Origin of the sequence: Paenibacillus donghaensis, assembly GCF_002192415.1 — a bacterium.
In the GTDB taxonomy this organism is placed as follows: domain Bacteria; phylum Bacillota; class Bacilli; order Paenibacillales; family Paenibacillaceae; genus Paenibacillus_AQ; species Paenibacillus_AQ donghaensis.
Genome location: NZ_CP021780.1, coordinates 8,280,424 through 8,297,538, shown reverse-complemented (window position 1 = coordinate 8,297,538; position 17,115 = coordinate 8,280,424). Strand labels below are relative to the sequence as shown.

The 17,115-nt window shown below is 50.2% G+C and carries 11 protein-coding genes; 1 reads left to right on the top strand and 10 read right to left on the bottom strand.

Annotated elements, in window-relative coordinates; all coding sequences use genetic code 11:
* Nucleotides 1–10: 10 nt before the first annotated feature.
* Nucleotides 11–2,332: an alpha-xylosidase gene (yicI, locus tag B9T62_RS37485; protein WP_087919889.1), complete on the bottom strand. Its 2,322-nt coding sequence runs from the start codon at nucleotides 2,330–2,332 to the stop codon at nucleotides 11–13.
* A gap of 123 nt (nucleotides 2,333–2,455) precedes the next feature.
* Here yicI and B9T62_RS37480 point away from each other — a divergent pair, with 123 nt between their 5' ends.
* The gene (locus B9T62_RS37480; RefSeq protein WP_087919888.1) at nucleotides 2,456–3,373 is read left to right on the top strand and encodes an AraC family transcriptional regulator; all 918 of its coding nucleotides are present in this window, start codon (nucleotides 2,456–2,458) and stop codon (nucleotides 3,371–3,373) included.
* 324 nt (nucleotides 3,374–3,697) lie between these two features.
* On the opposite strand, the gene B9T62_RS37475 is transcribed toward B9T62_RS37480, so the two are convergent.
* The 9 genes from B9T62_RS37475 to B9T62_RS37435 all read right to left on the bottom strand — a co-directional run bounded on the left by B9T62_RS37475 (nucleotide 3,698) and on the right by B9T62_RS37435 (nucleotide 17,104).
* Nucleotides 3,698–4,915 (bottom strand): IS4 family transposase, encoded by a 1,218-nt coding sequence (locus tag B9T62_RS37475; RefSeq protein ID WP_087913723.1) that lies wholly within the window; start codon nucleotides 4,913–4,915, stop codon nucleotides 3,698–3,700.
* 283 nt (nucleotides 4,916–5,198) lie between these two features.
* On the bottom strand, nucleotides 5,199–7,319 hold the full coding sequence (locus B9T62_RS37470; protein WP_087919887.1) for a class I SAM-dependent methyltransferase: 2,121 nt from the start codon (nucleotides 7,317–7,319) through the stop codon (nucleotides 5,199–5,201).
* 102 nt (nucleotides 7,320–7,421) lie between these two features.
* On the bottom strand, nucleotides 7,422–9,311 hold the full coding sequence (locus B9T62_RS37465) for a cellulase family glycosylhydrolase (RefSeq protein ID WP_245864266.1): 1,890 nt from the start codon (nucleotides 9,309–9,311) through the stop codon (nucleotides 7,422–7,424).
* 105 nt (nucleotides 9,312–9,416) lie between these two features.
* Complete coding sequence (locus B9T62_RS37460) at nucleotides 9,417–10,442, bottom strand: glycosyl hydrolase (protein WP_087919886.1); 1,026 nt, start codon at nucleotides 10,440–10,442, stop codon at nucleotides 9,417–9,419.
* Nucleotides 10,443–10,476: 34 nt separating this feature from the next.
* Entirely contained in the window at nucleotides 10,477–11,481 is a 1,005-nt protein-coding gene (locus B9T62_RS37455) for a carbohydrate ABC transporter permease (RefSeq protein WP_087919885.1), read from the bottom strand.
* Nucleotides 11,482–11,504: 23 nt separating this feature from the next.
* Nucleotides 11,505–12,404 (bottom strand): carbohydrate ABC transporter permease, encoded by a 900-nt coding sequence (locus tag B9T62_RS37450; RefSeq protein ID WP_087919884.1) that lies wholly within the window; start codon nucleotides 12,402–12,404, stop codon nucleotides 11,505–11,507.
* Complete coding sequence (locus B9T62_RS37445) at nucleotides 12,401–14,980, bottom strand: DUF5696 domain-containing protein (RefSeq protein WP_087919883.1); 2,580 nt, start codon at nucleotides 14,978–14,980, stop codon at nucleotides 12,401–12,403. Before B9T62_RS37445 ends, B9T62_RS37450 begins: the two co-directional genes overlap by 4 nt.
* A 14-nt stretch (nucleotides 14,981–14,994) precedes the next feature.
* Complete coding sequence (locus tag B9T62_RS37440) at nucleotides 14,995–15,615, bottom strand: Yip1 family protein (RefSeq protein WP_087919882.1); 621 nt, start codon at nucleotides 15,613–15,615, stop codon at nucleotides 14,995–14,997.
* On the bottom strand, nucleotides 15,596–17,104 hold the full coding sequence (locus tag B9T62_RS37435; RefSeq protein ID WP_157794167.1) for an NHL repeat-containing protein: 1,509 nt from the start codon (nucleotides 17,102–17,104) through the stop codon (nucleotides 15,596–15,598). The genes B9T62_RS37440 and B9T62_RS37435 overlap by 20 nt, the downstream gene beginning before the upstream one ends.
* Between the last annotated feature and the right edge of the window lie 11 nt (nucleotides 17,105–17,115).

The following is a 17,115-nucleotide window of genomic DNA, read 5'->3' as shown; positions in this document are numbered from 1 at the left end:
TTGCAGCATGCTACTTCAGTTCCACGCTGAACGATACCGATTTGCTGCCTGCAGCTACCGTTACGGTAGTCTCGTCTGCCTGCTCTGCACCACTAACGGATGCAATAGCGCCTAGGTCCTTCACAGCGAAGGTGAAGGCCTTGCCGCTGCCTTCAGCAGTAACCGTAATCTTGCTACCGCTGCGTTCAGCCTTCACGGTCAGCTCAGGAGCACCTGTCAAATCGCGGACAGTAGCTGTAGCTGCTGCGCCGTCTTCCAGAGAATACAGGCCGAATTTCACACCTTCAGCGAAATCGTAATCCGGCTTAGTATCCACGCTGCCGATTGCGAGCAGTGAATTAGGACGAACATAAACCGGCAGGCTGAAGAAATCATGTGTTTCCTTGCGCCATGCTCCACCCTGCACAGTCTTCCCGCTCAGCAGGTGAGTCCAGCGTCCAGCCGGCAGGTAATATTTTACTTCGCCATTCTCCTGGAAGATTGGAGCTACCAGCAGAGAATCGCCAAGCATATATTGACGGTCCAATACTTCGCACGTCGGATCTTCCGGGAATTCCATTACCATCGCACGCATCGATGCCCAGCCCTGCTCATGCGCCTGTCCGGCCACATCATAGAGGTACGGCATCAGACTGCATTTGAGCTTGGTGAAGAACCGGGTAACATCTACCGCTTCGTCATCATATGCCCAAGGCACACGGTACGAGGTGCTGCCATGCAGACGGCTATGGCTGGAGAGAAGTCCGAAGGCCAGCCAGCGTTTGAAGACATGTGCCGGAGCCGTATTCTCGAAGCCGCCGATATCATGGCTCCAGAAGCCGAAGCCGGAGAGTCCTAACGACAGTCCGCCGCGAAGGCTCTCTGCCATTGACTCATAATCCGCGTAGCAATCGCCGCCCCAGTGAACCGGGAACTGCTGCCCGCCGGCGGTTGCCGAACGTGCGAAGAGAGCTGCTTCATTCTTGCCAAGCTTCTCTTCCAATACTTCGAAGACAACCTTGTTGTACATCTGAGTGTAATAGTTGTGCATTTTATTCGGATCGGAGCCGTCGAAATAGACGACATCGGTTGGAATCCGTTCACCGAAGTCAGTCTTGAAGCTGTCTACGCCCATATCCACTAGACCGCGCAGGTAACCGGCATACCATTCACAAGCAGCAGGGTTCGTGAAATCGACAATTCCCATGCCCGCCTGCCAGAGATCCGTCTGGTATACGTCGCCGTTTGCTTTTTTGATCAGATAGCCGTTTTTCTTGCCTTCTTCAAACAACGGCGAACGCTGGCCGATATAGGAGTTGATCCACACGCAGATCTTAAGGCCTTTTTCCTTCAGGCGTTTCAGCATGCCCACCGGGTCCGGGAATACACGCGAGTCCCACTGGAAATCCGTCCATTGGTATTCACGCATCCAGAAACAGTCGAAGTGGAAGACATGCAGCGGCAGATCACGCTCAGCCATGCCTTCTACGAAGGAATTTACAGTAGCTTCATCATAGTCGGTGGTGAACGAAGTCGTCAGCCACAGGCCGAAGGTCCATGCCGGTGGAAGCGCAGGCTTGCCGGTAAGGGAAGTATATTTACTGATGACCTCTTTGATCGTAGGTCCTTCAATCACGAAATATTCCAGGCTCTCCCCAGCTACACTGAACTGGGCTTTCTTCACCTTCTCCGAACCGATTTCGTAGGAAACCAGCTCAGGATGGTTGACGAATACACCGTAGCCTTTGCTTGTTACGTAGAACGGAATGTTCTTGTACGCCTGCTCGGAGCTGGTGCCGCCATCCTTGTTCCAGAGATCAACTACCTGTCCATTTTTCACAAAAGCGGTAAAGCGCTCGCCCAGACCATAAACGAATTCGCCTACACCGATATCCAGCTCTTCACGCATGAACGTGTTGCCGTTCTGGTCAGTGATATAAGCCATCGATTTGAAACCACTGCCGGTAATGCGCTCGTCACCCCGGTAGAAATCCACGGACCAGTGAGTGCCTTTGTTGATAACTACACGAAGCCCGCCGCTGATCAGTACGGTTTGTGCTTCGGTTTCTTCGATTTGTACGTGATCGCCAGTTCCCTTAGTCAATTCGAAGACCGGACCGCGTTCGATTACACCCTCATTATGAATGATCTTAACGCCTACTACACCCGGAAGCGGGGAATGGAATTTCACAGTCAAAAGTGTCGAGTTCAGCGTTGCTGAACGTCCTGTAATCGGAGTAGTCTGGGTAATCGCAGTTAAACCCTCAGAGGTTTGCTCTACTGCATAATTCTGCACTGCGCCATTGATCGTGATCCCGTCGCGAACCAGCCAAAGACCGTCTGTAAATTTCATATCTGCACTTGCCACCCTTCAATTTGTTGTTTATAGTTGCATTATAACGATAAAAAAGCGATAAAACTACTATAATATAGCTTATTTATAACACTATTCTGATATATGATAGGAGACTTTCCGATGGACCACAGCTCCCAGCGTTTGCTCAAGGAAGACCGCGTGCATGGTGATGTTATGTTTCCACTGGCTGCCTACTGGATCGAGCTGCCTGCCGGAACGCCGGTGCTGGATACCCATTGGCATGAGGAGGCTGAGTTCTTCCTGCTGCTGGAGGGGGAGATCCTGTTCCAGGTGGATACGGACTATTTCCCGCTGCGGGTGGGAGAAGCCGTGTTCATTGAATCAGGAGATATCCATGCTGCCTATGTGGCAAGTGAAGGGCCTTGCCGCTTCTGCGCATTGGTCTTCCATCCGGATCTGCTCGCCAGCGCCCAATATGATGTGATCCAGCAGCAGACGATTCTGCCGCTCCAGGAGAAACGCCAGACCTTCCCAAGACATATTACCCCGGCCATTCCCTGGCAGGGGGAGCTGTTGAAAGGGCTGAACGCCCTGATGGAAGCCTATGATCATAAAATGCCCGGATTCGAAGCATTTATGAAAGGCACGCTGTTAATCATGCTGTCGATCATCGCGCCCGAGGGCCGGTTCGAGAACCGCAGCCTGTCAGATGATGCCGATACCACCAAGATCAACCGACTGAAGAAGGTAATCCTCTATATCCAGGAGAACTACCGCGAGCCGATCCGCACCCATGAGCTGTCCGAGCTAATTCCGATGAGCGAAGGCCAGTTCTTCCGCTTCTTCAAAGCCATGACCCGCAAGACGCCTGTTGACTATATCAATTCCTACCGCATCCGCCAGGCCGCCGAATTGTTGCGCCAGAGTGAACGCAAAATATCCGACATCGCACTCGAGGTCGGATTCGACAATGTCAGTTACTTCATTAAAGTGTTCCGCAAGACGATGAAATGCTCCCCCTCCCAATTCCGCAAGGGAGAGGGGCAGTCCTCCGCACAGGGCCAGTTATATCCGTAAGAATATTTATTGAGCTCTCAGAGAAAATAGATGCGAGACTGCATCTAATCTCAGTTAAGACTCCGGTTATCGGGCAAATAAGTGCGAATCTGCAACTATTTCGCAGTAATTTTGCAAAGAACATCACACGAGGAGGCGTGGTAGGCTTATTTACTGTAAGTTACGTTTTGGGAGGGGCGTATTTTGTACACTTTCCCTGGCCCCAGGCGAACGCGTCTGGGGTCTACTCAAAAAAAGCAAAAAAAAGCCACCTCCACTTAAGCCTACACACACCTCATTTTTTTGGATTGGTCTAGCTTCAGTTGTTCATCACTTGTAACTTACCTAAAATTGGATAGGCTTAGGCTTCAACACTTTCGGCCGAGTCGCTGGTCTGCCTCCCTTGTTCCTTCGCCCTTTGCTCGTTCGCTCTTTCGGTCGGTTTAGATGCTTCAGGAAATCCGCCAACGTTCCTTTTATATACAAGCGGAACACGGCTAGCACCCGGCCGATTCGCTGCTTCGGTGCATAACACAGACGGAGCTCTTCGCAGAGCACATACGCAATCAGGTAGAGGTAGATCAGGTTCCATACGGCTTCCGGGTTCCGGCTGCTATAGATTTTTTTCAGGTGTAAGTTGGATTTCATACATTTAAAAAAGAGTTCTACTTTCCAGCGGTAGCGGTACAGCTGTGCGACTTCGAGAGCCGTGATATCCCAGCGATTGGTGAGAACACGAACCAGGTGAGCCTTCTTTTTCTTGTCCGTATACTTGTACTCCACGAGCCGAAATACACCGGTTTTCCCCGTCTTCGGACACGTCAGCTCCACATCCGCATCCAGCACCAGTCCCGCTGCCTTCACCTTCCGCGTTTTAAGCACCTTCACTTTGCTATTTTGCTTGAGGCGAGCGACGAACAGAATACCTGCCTGGAGCCATTGTAGATATTGAGTGTAGTGAATATACCCCCGGTCGAACAAATACGTAATCCCTGTTTGCCAAACCAATGCCGCTAGCACATCAGTGTCCATATCGGCCACCGTCGCGGTAGAAAGCACCGGAGCCATGGGAATCGCCGAGTGCTCGCCCGTCAGGTGCAAGCAGGTATGCATCTTGACGGCGTTTTTTCCAGTTTGCTGGTAGGCCCATTGGCCGCGAACCCGCCCCAGCGTCAGGCTGGTGGAATCGACTGCTGCGAGGGGGCCCAACTTTTTCAGTTTTTTAGGCAGGGACGGTCCTTCCTGTTCCAACAGATGCTCCAGGCGAGAGAGGTATAGCTCACGGAGCACCTCCGGGGGCAGTTCGCCGAGCTTGCGGTTCAAGGACGACTGGTGAATGGATTGAATTCCGGTGCATTCTTGCATCCACGTAGAACTCTCTACATGATCTGCAATCTCTTGAGTCCCTTTTCGTCCTCTAAATATGGCCTCTAAAAAGAGAAACACCGTGTTGCCCCAGTGAAGTTTTTTGGCATAACGGTCGCCGAGCAGCAAGGAAGCATTGCGATCTAACCATTGGGTGACTTGACATAACAACACCTTTTCAGCTACTTTATTAACCAAGAGATCTCCTTTCGTGGGTGTGTGTATACTTCTACGATAATGGAGTCTCTTTTTTTTGTAAATATTCCCTGACTGCTTTGATGTCAGGTTCTTTGCAAAATTACTGACTATTTCGGGGAAAATTGACTCTGTAGCGCTCACAACTCGAAATTAGATGCGTTTTCGCACTTATTTGCTCCAAAACAGAAAAAATCGGTGAATTAGATGCGTTTTCGCACTTAAATCGGTGTTGGACTATTGTGGCGACTGCAATCCAATTAGGTAATCGGAATCAGCAAAAAGCTCAGCCTTCCTTCCGTATTACAATGAAGCAGGTGCTGTCCGGCAGCGCAACCCTTTGCCCCTGCTCATCCATGATCACTACCCTGCCCTGCAGTGCCTCGGTATACCCTTCCTGCAAATAGTGGCGGAACACTTCAATCTTGGCCCGCTCACCCAAGGTGCGGTGAATGAAAGCCTCATATTGCGATGGAGTGAAATAGCCGAACTGCTCCTGCACCTCATGAATATAAGCTTCCTCTCCCCAGGTGTAGGTGTAGAGAAATTCCATCGCATCATTCACAGGCATCAGCACCTCATGCTCATTAACCTGCTCAACCTGAAGGGTCCGTCCGGCAAAATCCTTCGCATAACGCTCCAGTGAAGCCATTCCTCCCGGTTCAAGAAACCGTACCCGCCGCCGCTGGCTCTCCGGCTCGGTCATAATGCCGTCGCGGATAATGATCGCGCCCCCGGCCGCCAGCACCTCATAGCTGCTGCGCAGCGCTGCACCTACAGTGTCATGGTTGAATTTGGCGCCGTTCAGTGGCACATAGGAATACAGCTCATGCAGAATGGAGGAGAAGATTACTGTATCCACCGTGCCTGGCTCCACGAAGTCCTTCAGGTTCAGCGCATCGCCCTGCAGCACCTCCCAGAGGCGGCCCTCCCGCTGCTTCTTCTGGCGCAGTGCTTCAACCACATTACTGGAAATATCAATGCCGACCGGAATCACTCCCGGCATACGCTCCTCGATCAGATCCAACAGCACACCTCCGCCCGGGCCGATATCCAGCACTTTACGGCCGGTGACATACTCCAGAATGACGGCTTTGTAATCTGCAGTATCATTCATTTGACTTAAATACGTGTCTTCATTGTGGAAACGGTCGAAGGCATCCCGGCGCAGATCGAACAGATCGAACAACAGCAGTACGGCCCGCTCATAGAGCGCTGATTTCTCAGCTTCCATACAGAATTCGATCAACTTCTCTGCCGCAGGAGAGAATTCGAAATGAACAAACAGCGTGTCCGGCAGGTGGTCCTCCCGGCCCAGCCGGTGAATCAGATGCGGATTGCCCGGTGGAGTGAAGCCGTTCAGAATATCCGGCCAGGCCAGCCCGGAGAGGTATTTCTCGATAATCCGCTTCTTGTACACATTGATTTTCTTAACGCCCTTGTAGTCATAATAAATACTGTTCATTACCGTTTCATAACTGATATGGTTCAGGCCGGATAACTTGCTGCCGCAGGCTGTGAGCGCCATCACCTTCAGAAACTGCTCCAGCGAGAAGGTCTGCAACGCCGATTCCACATACCAGAAGGTCATGGGCTGCATAGGCTCCAGCACCTCGGGATTGAAGCCTTCCTGCACAAGAAGACTCCATTCCGTATCATAATCCTCACCCTGGACAATCGCACCCGCACGCATTCTCCGCAGCCGCTCCTTCATTGGCAGTACAGCATGAAGATCACCCGAAGCGATTACAGCAATCAGCTCCATGACCTGTACCCGCACCTCCTGCCACAGCTCCGGCGAAACGGCGGATATAATGCAGTGATTCAATGCGAACAGCAGCCGCTCCAGCTCATCGGCAGTCAGCAGCCCGTCCTCCACCATCGCAGATAGCGGGCGGTTCACAAGCGGAGGCACCTCACCCCGGATCTGCTGTCCGATCAGGCCGTGGGTTTCGATCAGCCGATGTACAATTACTTTTTGGTCCGCTTCCGCACCGCCCGGTTCCGTCGCGCCGGCAAACTGCAGGCCATGCTCCCCGATTCCACTTACATGGCGCCAATAGAGCTGGGCCGAACCGATATTGTGGACAAAAATATTAACGCCCTCCGCCTGCCACTGCCGCCGCTGGCGCAACGTGCCCCCTTTGGCCGTTTCCGACCAGACGAGCGTCTCTTCCACCAGCTCTTTAATCCAGTAAGAGAGTGGCAGACTGTCCAGCAGACGCAGACTGCGCTCCACATAATCCAGCACCGGATTGAGGTATTCCAGTTCATGCAGCGATTCTACCCGTTCCAGATTAACAATCGTTTCTTCCGCCTGAGCGATAGCGTCCAGCCAGGGATAGCTTCCGCCGGAGAGCTGCCCGCTCTCCCGGTAGGCTTCAATGGCATGCAGGGATTTCAGCATGTAGAACCTCCTTATGTAATAGATCAAGAATACTAAAATGTCATCTGACAATAGTAACTCTCACTATATCATAGGCCTGCTGCCAGCCGTTTGAATCAGGTTTTATTTCCTTCTTGCCTTTCTCCAGTAGATAAGCGCTCCTGCCAAGACTAGCAATGCCGATACCGGCAGTAGGAAACTACTGTTATTGTTATCCTCCTCTGATTGGGGAACATCCCCGGAGGGCTGTGCTGAAACTGCTGCAGCTGCTGAATTTCCAGAGTCTGCCGGTGTGTCGGCTGCTTGTTCTGCTGCTTTCTCCTTCGCATCGTCTGCGGATACCCCTACGATTTTCCCGCTTTCTTTTGTAATCGTATAGGGGATCACTTCGCCGCTCCAGAAATGCAACTTCAGCTGCACTTCCCCATCCTTCACATCTCTCCAGAATTCGTCCGTGAACTTAATCTCTCCAGTGGTATAGTCCGGATAGAAGGTACGGTTGTACTCCTTGAAGGGAGTCCAATCATTGGGACCGGCATTGCCCCCTTGGGTATAGACCGCTTCCATAGTAGCCAGGCTGTCCCCATTGAACTGGGCCGGGATAGTGAAGATCCCTTCAGGCCCTTGCGACCTTGTCAGGCTTGGTGTGTCATAATAAATAACATTTATAGTCCAGTCAACCCCCGCACTGAAAGTGGAAGTTACTGTTGCATTGATGCCGTTCTGCTTCGTAACAAGCCTCTGCAGCAACGCAGATTTAACGATTAAGTTATCCCCGTCAAGCTCGTAATCCGTTCCTTTTACTAATGCCTGTTCCTCGTAGATCAGGGCAGTGAAGGTGTTCCCGTTCAAATTCAAGGGGATCGTCACGTCCTTGATTTCCGAATCCTTTTTAATATAGATAGAATCGGTCTCTGCGTTGGAGGAACGGCGCTTAAGCCCCTGCTTCATAACCTGATGAAGGTCCTCATCCACCCACTTGAGGGTGCGTCTGTCGAAATGCTGGCCGTTATCCCACAGCATCAGCGGCATCTTTTTTTCCTGGGCATAATAGGTGAGGTATTCAAAAAACTTCAAGATTTCACCGTGATGAACGGTGTCCAGCGATTTATCGAACCCGAGCAGCCCGAATTCCCCCACAATGACCGGTATGCCTTGAGCCGTGAAGGTATCATAAGCCCGGTCGAAGGCTTGAATCAGATCCTCCCTGGCCTTGTCATCGAACGTTGTTGAACCTCCCAGGTTCACACTGAACGGATAATATCCATAATAGTGGAACGTTGCAATAAGGTTGTCGTCCTTCAATTTCGTTATTGTGCTGGCTAACTCATCCAGCCTGGCCTCCGTCGGGGAGGCCGTAAGGGTAGAGAGTACGAGTGGACGCTTATTGTTATGCCCTCCGGAATGACGAACGATGGTATGGAAAGAAACGTTCAGCTCATCCAGCATTTCAAAATATTCAGGGGCGTCCTTGCTCCAATCTTCGGAGAAGCGTGGTTCATTCAGACTCTCAAACATCAAGGTGTCCGGATAATCCTTGAAATGCTCCGCAATCTGCGTCCAGGCCGCATTAAATCTGGCAACCACCTCATCATGCTCCGTCTCCATGTTCAAGATCCAGTTTGTATCGTGATGAAGGTTAATGATGACGTGAAGATCCGCGTCCAGAGACCAATCAACAATGTCTTGAATTCTAGTCATAAATTCGTTCTGGATCACATAATCAGGAGCGTCGCCCATCCGGTGCTTCCATGTAATGGGGATACGGATGCTTCGGTAGCCTTCAGCAGCAATTTGGTTAATGAAAGCCCGGGTTGTACTCGGATTTCCCCATGAGGTTTCTTCCCCGGCAGCCTCAAAGGTATTTCCTAAATTCCAGCCTGGCCCGATAGCTTCAACGTAGGCTTGCATGGCACTCCTCTTTTCTATGGTTTCTGCATGCACAGGAAGATCCGTCACCATAACAGCAAGCAGCAACATACAAGTAATGACGAACAAGCGTTTAAGCAACATGATTCAACTCCCTTCCCTTAAATAAAAATGCCGGAGGGCCAATTTAAGCGGGTCTCCAGCATTTCATGTCTAAAATGTATCCGCCCTGCGCAAAACGCACTGGTCTTAGATATCGTATTCTATCAGATTTGGAAGCTCATCCTTGGTCACCGTAAGAGGATGATCATAATATTTGATCAGCTGTTCCCTCTCCGTGTATGCACTGCTGTATTCTCTTCGGCCATCTTCTGTCACATAGACAAACGTGCCGTACCATGTGCAGTTCCAGGCCCACAGGGCTTGATCCTTCAGCATCAAATCCGGGTCTGGCAATACGCCGTTCTCCGATAAGGCTATCACTTTGTTCTGCTTCGTATAAGTCCTTGCTTTCTGAAAATGCTCCTGCTGTGAGCTGTAATCCCTGACTGAAGGATACAGATCCTCTCCGATAATATCGACGTATTCGTCACCCGGGTACCAATCGGCATGCTGGCCATTCCATACCCAGATCAGATTGTTCAGCTTATGCATATTCGTCATCCGGTCGTACATCAGTTTCCACAGCCGGATACAAGGATCTGCGCCATGCGCTCCCCACCAGAACCAGCCACCCGATGCCTCATGCAATGGCCTCCATAGTACGGGCACCCCGGCATCCTGCAGCCGTTTCAACTGCAGCGCTATAACATCCATATCCCGAAGGAGCAATTGAAACTCCTCCGATTCCGGATGGTCCATCGCCTGCGTAATGTCAAAGGTAGTTGCCTTGGTATAGAATCCGGTATCCCAGTTCTTGTCTGGAGGAAGATCGATGAGATCCTTGGGAGCATTCCAATGCCAGCAAAAGGTGACGATCCCCCCGCTCTTCCACCAATCGATGGCCGTGTCGGTATCCCTGCACTCTGCCCCCCGTTCCGTTCGGGAGGGCGAGTAGTTCATGAAGTCAAAGCCATATACAGCCGGGTACTTACCGGTTACCCCGTATAGGATATCAAGCTCGGGGGTCGATTCGACTCCAATCTGCTGGCCAGTTAATATGCGGGACCCATAGATGTCACATAGATATTTCATCAGTCTGCGGGCATTCGCATCTGCTCGCGGATTCACGAGTTTAGGGTCCACTGTATATCTGGAATCGCTTTGATTGTACATTTTAAAGGTTCCTCCATCCTTCTTCATCAATCGGTTAGCCAATAATACCGCTCCGCTCGACGCTCTCTACGAAGTAACGCTGCACCACCATATACAGCAGAATAAGCGGGATAATGGCCAGCAATATGCCGGTATCGATAATCATGGCTACATGGTTTGGATCTGCCTTAATATTCGAACCGCCCGCCCCTGTCCCCAGCAGGCCCGGAAGCAATGCATTCGCCTGAGCCGCTAACGAACTGACCTTCGTAGGCATAAGCGCCACCTCACTCATGAAGAGGGAGGTGAAGAAGGTATCGTTATACTGCCAGACGAAGCAGAACAGAATGACGGTAATCATTGGGGAGACTGCATTCGGCAGCATAATCCGCAAGAAGGTTTTAACGCCTCCCGCACCGTCAATCAGAGCGGCTTCTTCTATTTCCTTCGGCATTCCTTTGAAGAATTGGCGGAAAATATAGATGAACAAGCCCGCTTTTAACCCGATAGCTGTCGCCGATGTAATAACGGAAGGCCAATACGTATTGAGCAGATTGATCCCGTCTTTGCCTGTGAACAGCTGCACAAGTCCCAGAATATCAAAGCTTCTGAAATGCAGATACATCGGCACCATCAGCGTGCTGGTGGGTACAAGCAAGGTCAGAACGACGAGCGCGAACAGGATGTTGCTTCCCGGAAAGGAGAATCGGGCAAAGCCGTAACCCGCCAAGGCGCAGGAAGCAGTGGTTAGCAGCGTGGTTACTACGACGAAGAGCAGCGTATTCCCCAGCAGCGGGAAGTAGTCCAGGATCTGCATCGCCATCTTAATGTTATCAAGCGTAAAGTGCACCGGTATCAAATAAATTGTCGGATTATAAATGTCCGTTTTGTCTTTGAAGGCGATCGAGAATTTCATAATCAGCGGGTAAACAATAATGAATGAAATCCCGATGACAAGCGCATAGCGAAACAGTGAATACAGAATATCTACTGCCTTACCTCTCGCCTTCTGGACTCTATAGTGATTCGCCTCTTTACGAACAGGTAGTGGAGATTGCATAGCCGTACCTCCTTTGCTATTTATCAGTTGTAATGCACTCTTTTGGATAGCCCATAACCCACAATGATCAGGATAAGGCTGATAATCAGCGTATAAATCCAGGACATCGCCGCACTGAGACCGAAATTCTGTGTGGTGAACGCGGTTGTAAATATCATCCGGGTCACCGTACTGCCCGAGAAAGAGTCAATAATGGTATAAATAACGTTGGTCAGGATGAGCGGGCTCACTAACGGAAATGTAATTTTCCAGAAGGATTCATAGGCGGTTGCCCCTTCAATCTTGGCTACCTCATACATGGCCCCGGGAACAGACTGCAGCGCAGCCAGAAAGATCAGAATCTGTACACCCGAACTCGTAATAATCTCATAGATCCGCAGGATGGCGTCCACAATATAATCCACGAACGACAGCGGCAAACCGATATCACTCAGAATCATAACCATCGACATGACATTATACTGTGAGCCCGACTGACCCAATTCGTTCACAGCCGTAGCATCGCCAACCAGATTGATCAGTCCGGATGCTTCTGCCGCCGATATCGCGTTGGAGGCCAGAATAACCGGCAGAAAGAATATCGCACGGGCCAGAATTCTCCCCCGGAATTTCTGATTCAGCAGCGTTGCCGAGAAGAGGCTGAAGAACAGGATCATCGGAACGTTAAGCACCATATCCCTGACGGATTCGGTTAATACGCGGTTAAAGGACGCATCTATGAACAACGCATTGTTGAAGTTAGACCAGCCCACCCAGTTCAGTGAGAATCCGGATGGATCTACGGTTAATTTGCTGAAGCTGAATTTAATGGACTGAATGAGCGGAGTCGCGAACAGGAACACGAATCCTAGCAGCCATGGCGTAATAAAGGCTATACCCAGAAAAGAGCGCTTGTGATTTAAGCTGAGCTTATTCCCCCTCATGACTGCCCACCTTCTATCCCATATTGTCCGGCTCCGATTGTGAATCCTTGGACGGAGACATCCTCATCAGTGTAATTGACATAGATTGTTATACCGTTGCTGTACTCTACCTCCACAACACCCTCCTGATGGCGTATATGGTTCACGATTTGCGCATTCTGTACGGGGGAGAGCACGTTATTGACTTCCTTGTACATCGAAACCGCCTGATCGTACCAATCCTTGTAATAGGTTGCATACATGCTGTCAAAATGAGTGAACTTCAGCTTGGAGGAGGGTTCATACGACCAAGAGAAATGCGGTGCCGCACCAAGCTCAACCGAGCGAAGCAGCTGCTGCCTGATATCCTGTTCATCACTCAGATTAACCGCAGCCCCTGCGTAGTTGATGAAGCCATGAATGACCATTTCATAGAAAGGGATTTCTTCATCTGTCAGTACGAATCCACTGGAGGATGTGGGTACATTGATCAGATTGTCGGAGTAGGGCCATGCGTAGGCATTTCCCCCTGCGATCATGGTTTGGCCGATGTTCTGATTAAGTTTACCCAACTGTTCTTCCACGATTTGTTTGGCCGTTTCCCGCTGAATGACCCGGCTAACCCGGAAGTCCGAGCTGAGCACACTGCCGAGATCCCGCAGGGATACTCCTTTCATTTCATAGGATTTATACTTGTTCATAAACGTGTCAACATAATAAGGCAGCTTGGCAGGAGACAATAAATAGTAGCTTCCGAGCGTCATATCCATCCTGTTAAATGCCCGATTGTAAGGATAAAGCTCTGCCTCTTCCCTTGTCACGAATCTTGCTGCGTCGGAGGAGGGTGTAAAGCCGCCATCATCATGATAAATCTGCTGGAAAGCCACATCCGGGAATAACGTCCCGCCTGACTGTTCCAGCTTCTTCGTTAATTCAAGGAGCTCCGATTTGCTTCCCACAACACTTTCAGTCTTCAGCTTATTTGGTGTAGCGTGGTTTACGCCTTTTTCAGACCAGCCCGTATACCGCATAAGCAACCGGTCAATGCCATCCTGCTTCAATTGATCCGCAATTTGCGCAGCCTGCCCGAAGGAGGTCATTGCAATCTCGGACCGGTAAGGGACGCCAAGAAATGACTTCTGTTTATCGACAGCCCCCAGCATACCCAGATAAAAAGGAATGTTCTGCTCCTCCTCTAAAGGCTGCAGCGATTCCTCCGTCACCAGCTTATTCCGGTACAGCTCTGCCATTCCTGAATAGCTGGCCTTGTCCTTGCTCAGGAAGCTATAGCGAACCTGAATATCACCTTTGTATATTTCTTCATTCAGCAGCTGTATCTCCTGGATTGTAGAGCCTGTGTACAGCTCAAGCTCATCCTCCCCCCGCAAGGTGTAGCTGCTGTGAATGAAATTGTATGAGTTCTTCTTGCCGCTGATATCGGCGGCTATGCTGGCTATGGCATCTCCTTTCTCGATCACGGCGAACCACGCAGCATCACCGGCCTTTAATCCATACACCGGCATTCTTGCATTCTCACTGACCTGCCCGCGTCTGTAGCTGTTATCGTTAGGGTCCGGGCCATACACACGCTGTACATACTGCTCTTCCTTCACTTTTCCATTATTCAAATAAATCAGGCTGCCAGAGCCGTCAGGAACGAGCATGTAGCCATCTGTCTGCTGATCTGCAGCCCCAAACATATTGAGCACCTCAAGGCTGCGTATCTGATACTCTCCGCTTTCCTTGACCTGGTTCACGGGGACGGATACAACCAGTGATCCTCCATCTAACCGGTATTCCAGCGGAATAACGAAGTTTGGCTTGGTCGATCCGGCACCGCCGCCTATTCCATTCTCCTCATTATCGAAGGCCAGATCTTCCGCAGAATAACCGGACTTCGTAAAAGCGGCTGTCATTTTACCCAGAACCAGCGCTTTGGAGACTTGGGCATCAATCCGTTCCAGAACCTCCGGGCTGCCCTCTTTGGGGTAATAGCGCAGTCTTACATATTTAGCACTAGACTCATCCAGCTTGGACAGAACCCTCTCTTCCATTCTCGTTACACTTATATACTTAGGCAGAGCATCGATTCCAATCGACGTATCCCCAATGGTATATACAATACGAAGCCCATTCTTAATCCTCTCGGCAGTAAACTGTTTGCTGCTGATGCTCTGGGCGAAGTTGGTATAGGATTCCAGCGTACCTACAGCGTCACGGAACAGTACCGTTAACTGCGATGACAGCAGCTCCTTCTCGAATCCTGAAGCCAGAGCATCCTCATCACGGTTGACCGGATTGCTGTACCAGATATGGCCTTGACGTTTATCCTTAACTGCTACTTCCGTTGTTTCAGGATTGTAGTATAAGGACAGCTCTGCATCATCTGCTACCAGCTGCATTCCCGGTACACCCTTCGACGAATCAGGCAGTGCAGTCAGCTCGCTTCCGGCTTCAAGCTCAGCAGTTACTTCCATATAGGAAGAGGCTTCAACAGCCTTGACTCCGCGGGAGGTGAAGAATAAGGCAGAAGCGGCAAGGATACAGACAGCTGCGGCACAGGCCAGCACCGCAACCAGTATTTTACGATTTTTCACAGGTGCGGCCTCCTTTACGTACGGAAAGTTAATTCCCGATAAATGTTAACGAAGAACTCTATAATTTGCTGGAGCATACTTAATACGAGCGCTCCGAGAAATACGACAATTCCCATGACAACCACCGTGAGCAGCATCGTTACAATGGCTTTGGGTACGGTATATTGATGGACTGTCATAATGCCGACGAACAATAGGGCTACAAACCATATGGACGATATCGTCATCATCAAATAATAGAAGGTCGTCTCTTCCTCAGCCATAAACCGGCTTGCAATAACCATCGGCGTATAAATAATCACAATGGGAACGAGCGCATAACCTGTGGCCATCATAATTTCCTTGAATTTCCCTTCCCCGTCCATTAACGTGGTGATCGCCCAGTTCGACAGGCACCACAGAAAGAAGGGAAATACAATCGTAAATAATTGCGTGATGCTGTTTAAGTGGCGGGGATCATTATAATTGACAAGGAAACCGGCGAACTGATTCTTTAGAATCATCGAAATGACTACCAGAAGCAGAATCGTCAGGGTTACCCGGATTTTACCTTTCCCTTCATACTTCATATCCCAAAAGCTATCAAACGGATGCACAATGAGGTGCAGCGGAAATTTAATGAAATCCTGCCTCATGGGCTTTACCCTCCTTAAGGTTCTGCGAAGCCTGCTTGGATGTTTCGGACAGCCGCTTTCTTCTCCAGAAGCTAAAGAGCTTGAAAGCAATCCATACGGCCGCCAGGACCATTATCGCTGTCAAAAATGTTCCGAAGTGCTCCTGCATGACTTCTCTGCGGTACCGTTTGAAGGCTACAGAATAACCGTCGCGGTCCATTCCGAGCTCGAAATATTCCAGCGCCTCTTTATTGTTTTTCTCCATCAGCAATGATTTGCCAATGCCGATATAAGCGATATCATAGTTGGAATTCAGCTGCAGAACTTCCCTCCACACCGGGACAGCCTGGGCATCTTCACCATTATAGTGATACCCCACTGCTTGATTCACACGGGTGCCAAACCGGGTTGGCTTGAAGATGACTATGTTTCCTTTTCCCCGGTCCAGAACAAGCTGGTTCCCGCCAGAGAATTCTACCGCTACCGGTATTTTGAAGGTTCCCACCTGGTTGCCCTTGCCGCCGTATACATAGAGAAGATCGCCTTCATCATTGTAGGTGAATACTTTGCCCTGGTTAGCATCTAGAGCACTGTACATCCCGTTCGCAAGAACCTTAATATCTGTGAACTTCGAAGGTCCTACCGACAACCGGAACCGGATATCACCCTTAATATCGAAGTATCCGAACCGCTTCAGCACATCCTCGCCGGATGGATTAAGACGCTTGATGGGTTCCTTCGAGCCCGGATCAATATTGGTGGCATACAGAAACCCTTTGGAATCCACATCGATATTGGAGAACTCTGTAGGCACAAACAGCGCCATTTGCGCTTTCTGCGCTTTGGTTGAGAGCATCCGCCATACATATTCGGTATAGTCACGCTTCACCTTGTTCGTACCTACATAACCGATAAAGTCACCGTTCTGATCAAACTGCATTATTCCTTCGAATATCCCCTTAGCAATGACATAGACCCGTTCAGCCTGATCCACGGTCACCTTGACGGGAATAAACTTGAAGTCAGCCGGTAAAATATCAGATTGCGGCTGCTCTATCATCCGGAGCAAAACGCCATCCTGGGATAGAACAACAATACGTCCGTTATCCGTATCGGCAACAAATAAATTGCCTTCATGATTAACGTATAATCCGCTTGGATTCTTGAATGTATCTGCCTTGCCTTGGTTATCAAAGCCGCTGATGACCTTGTTAACCTTCCAGTCACTATCCAGGCAGACAATCCGTCCGTTTCCGCTATCGACAATATAGATCAGTCCACTTGCCGCAACGACCATGTCGCCAGGATCCCGAAAATCGCCTACCCCAAGATCCTTGCCTGAAAGGGTGCGATCCGGTATATAAGCAGCAGGTGCAGGTACTGCTTCTTCCCAGTAATTATAGTTGTAGCTCTCATAGGGCGTAGACTCAGCATACGCCGGCGCAGGAGCTGCATGAAATAACAGCAGGGATGCTGCCATAACCGCGAGCAGCCATTTTTTTGCTATCAACTGCCTTCCCC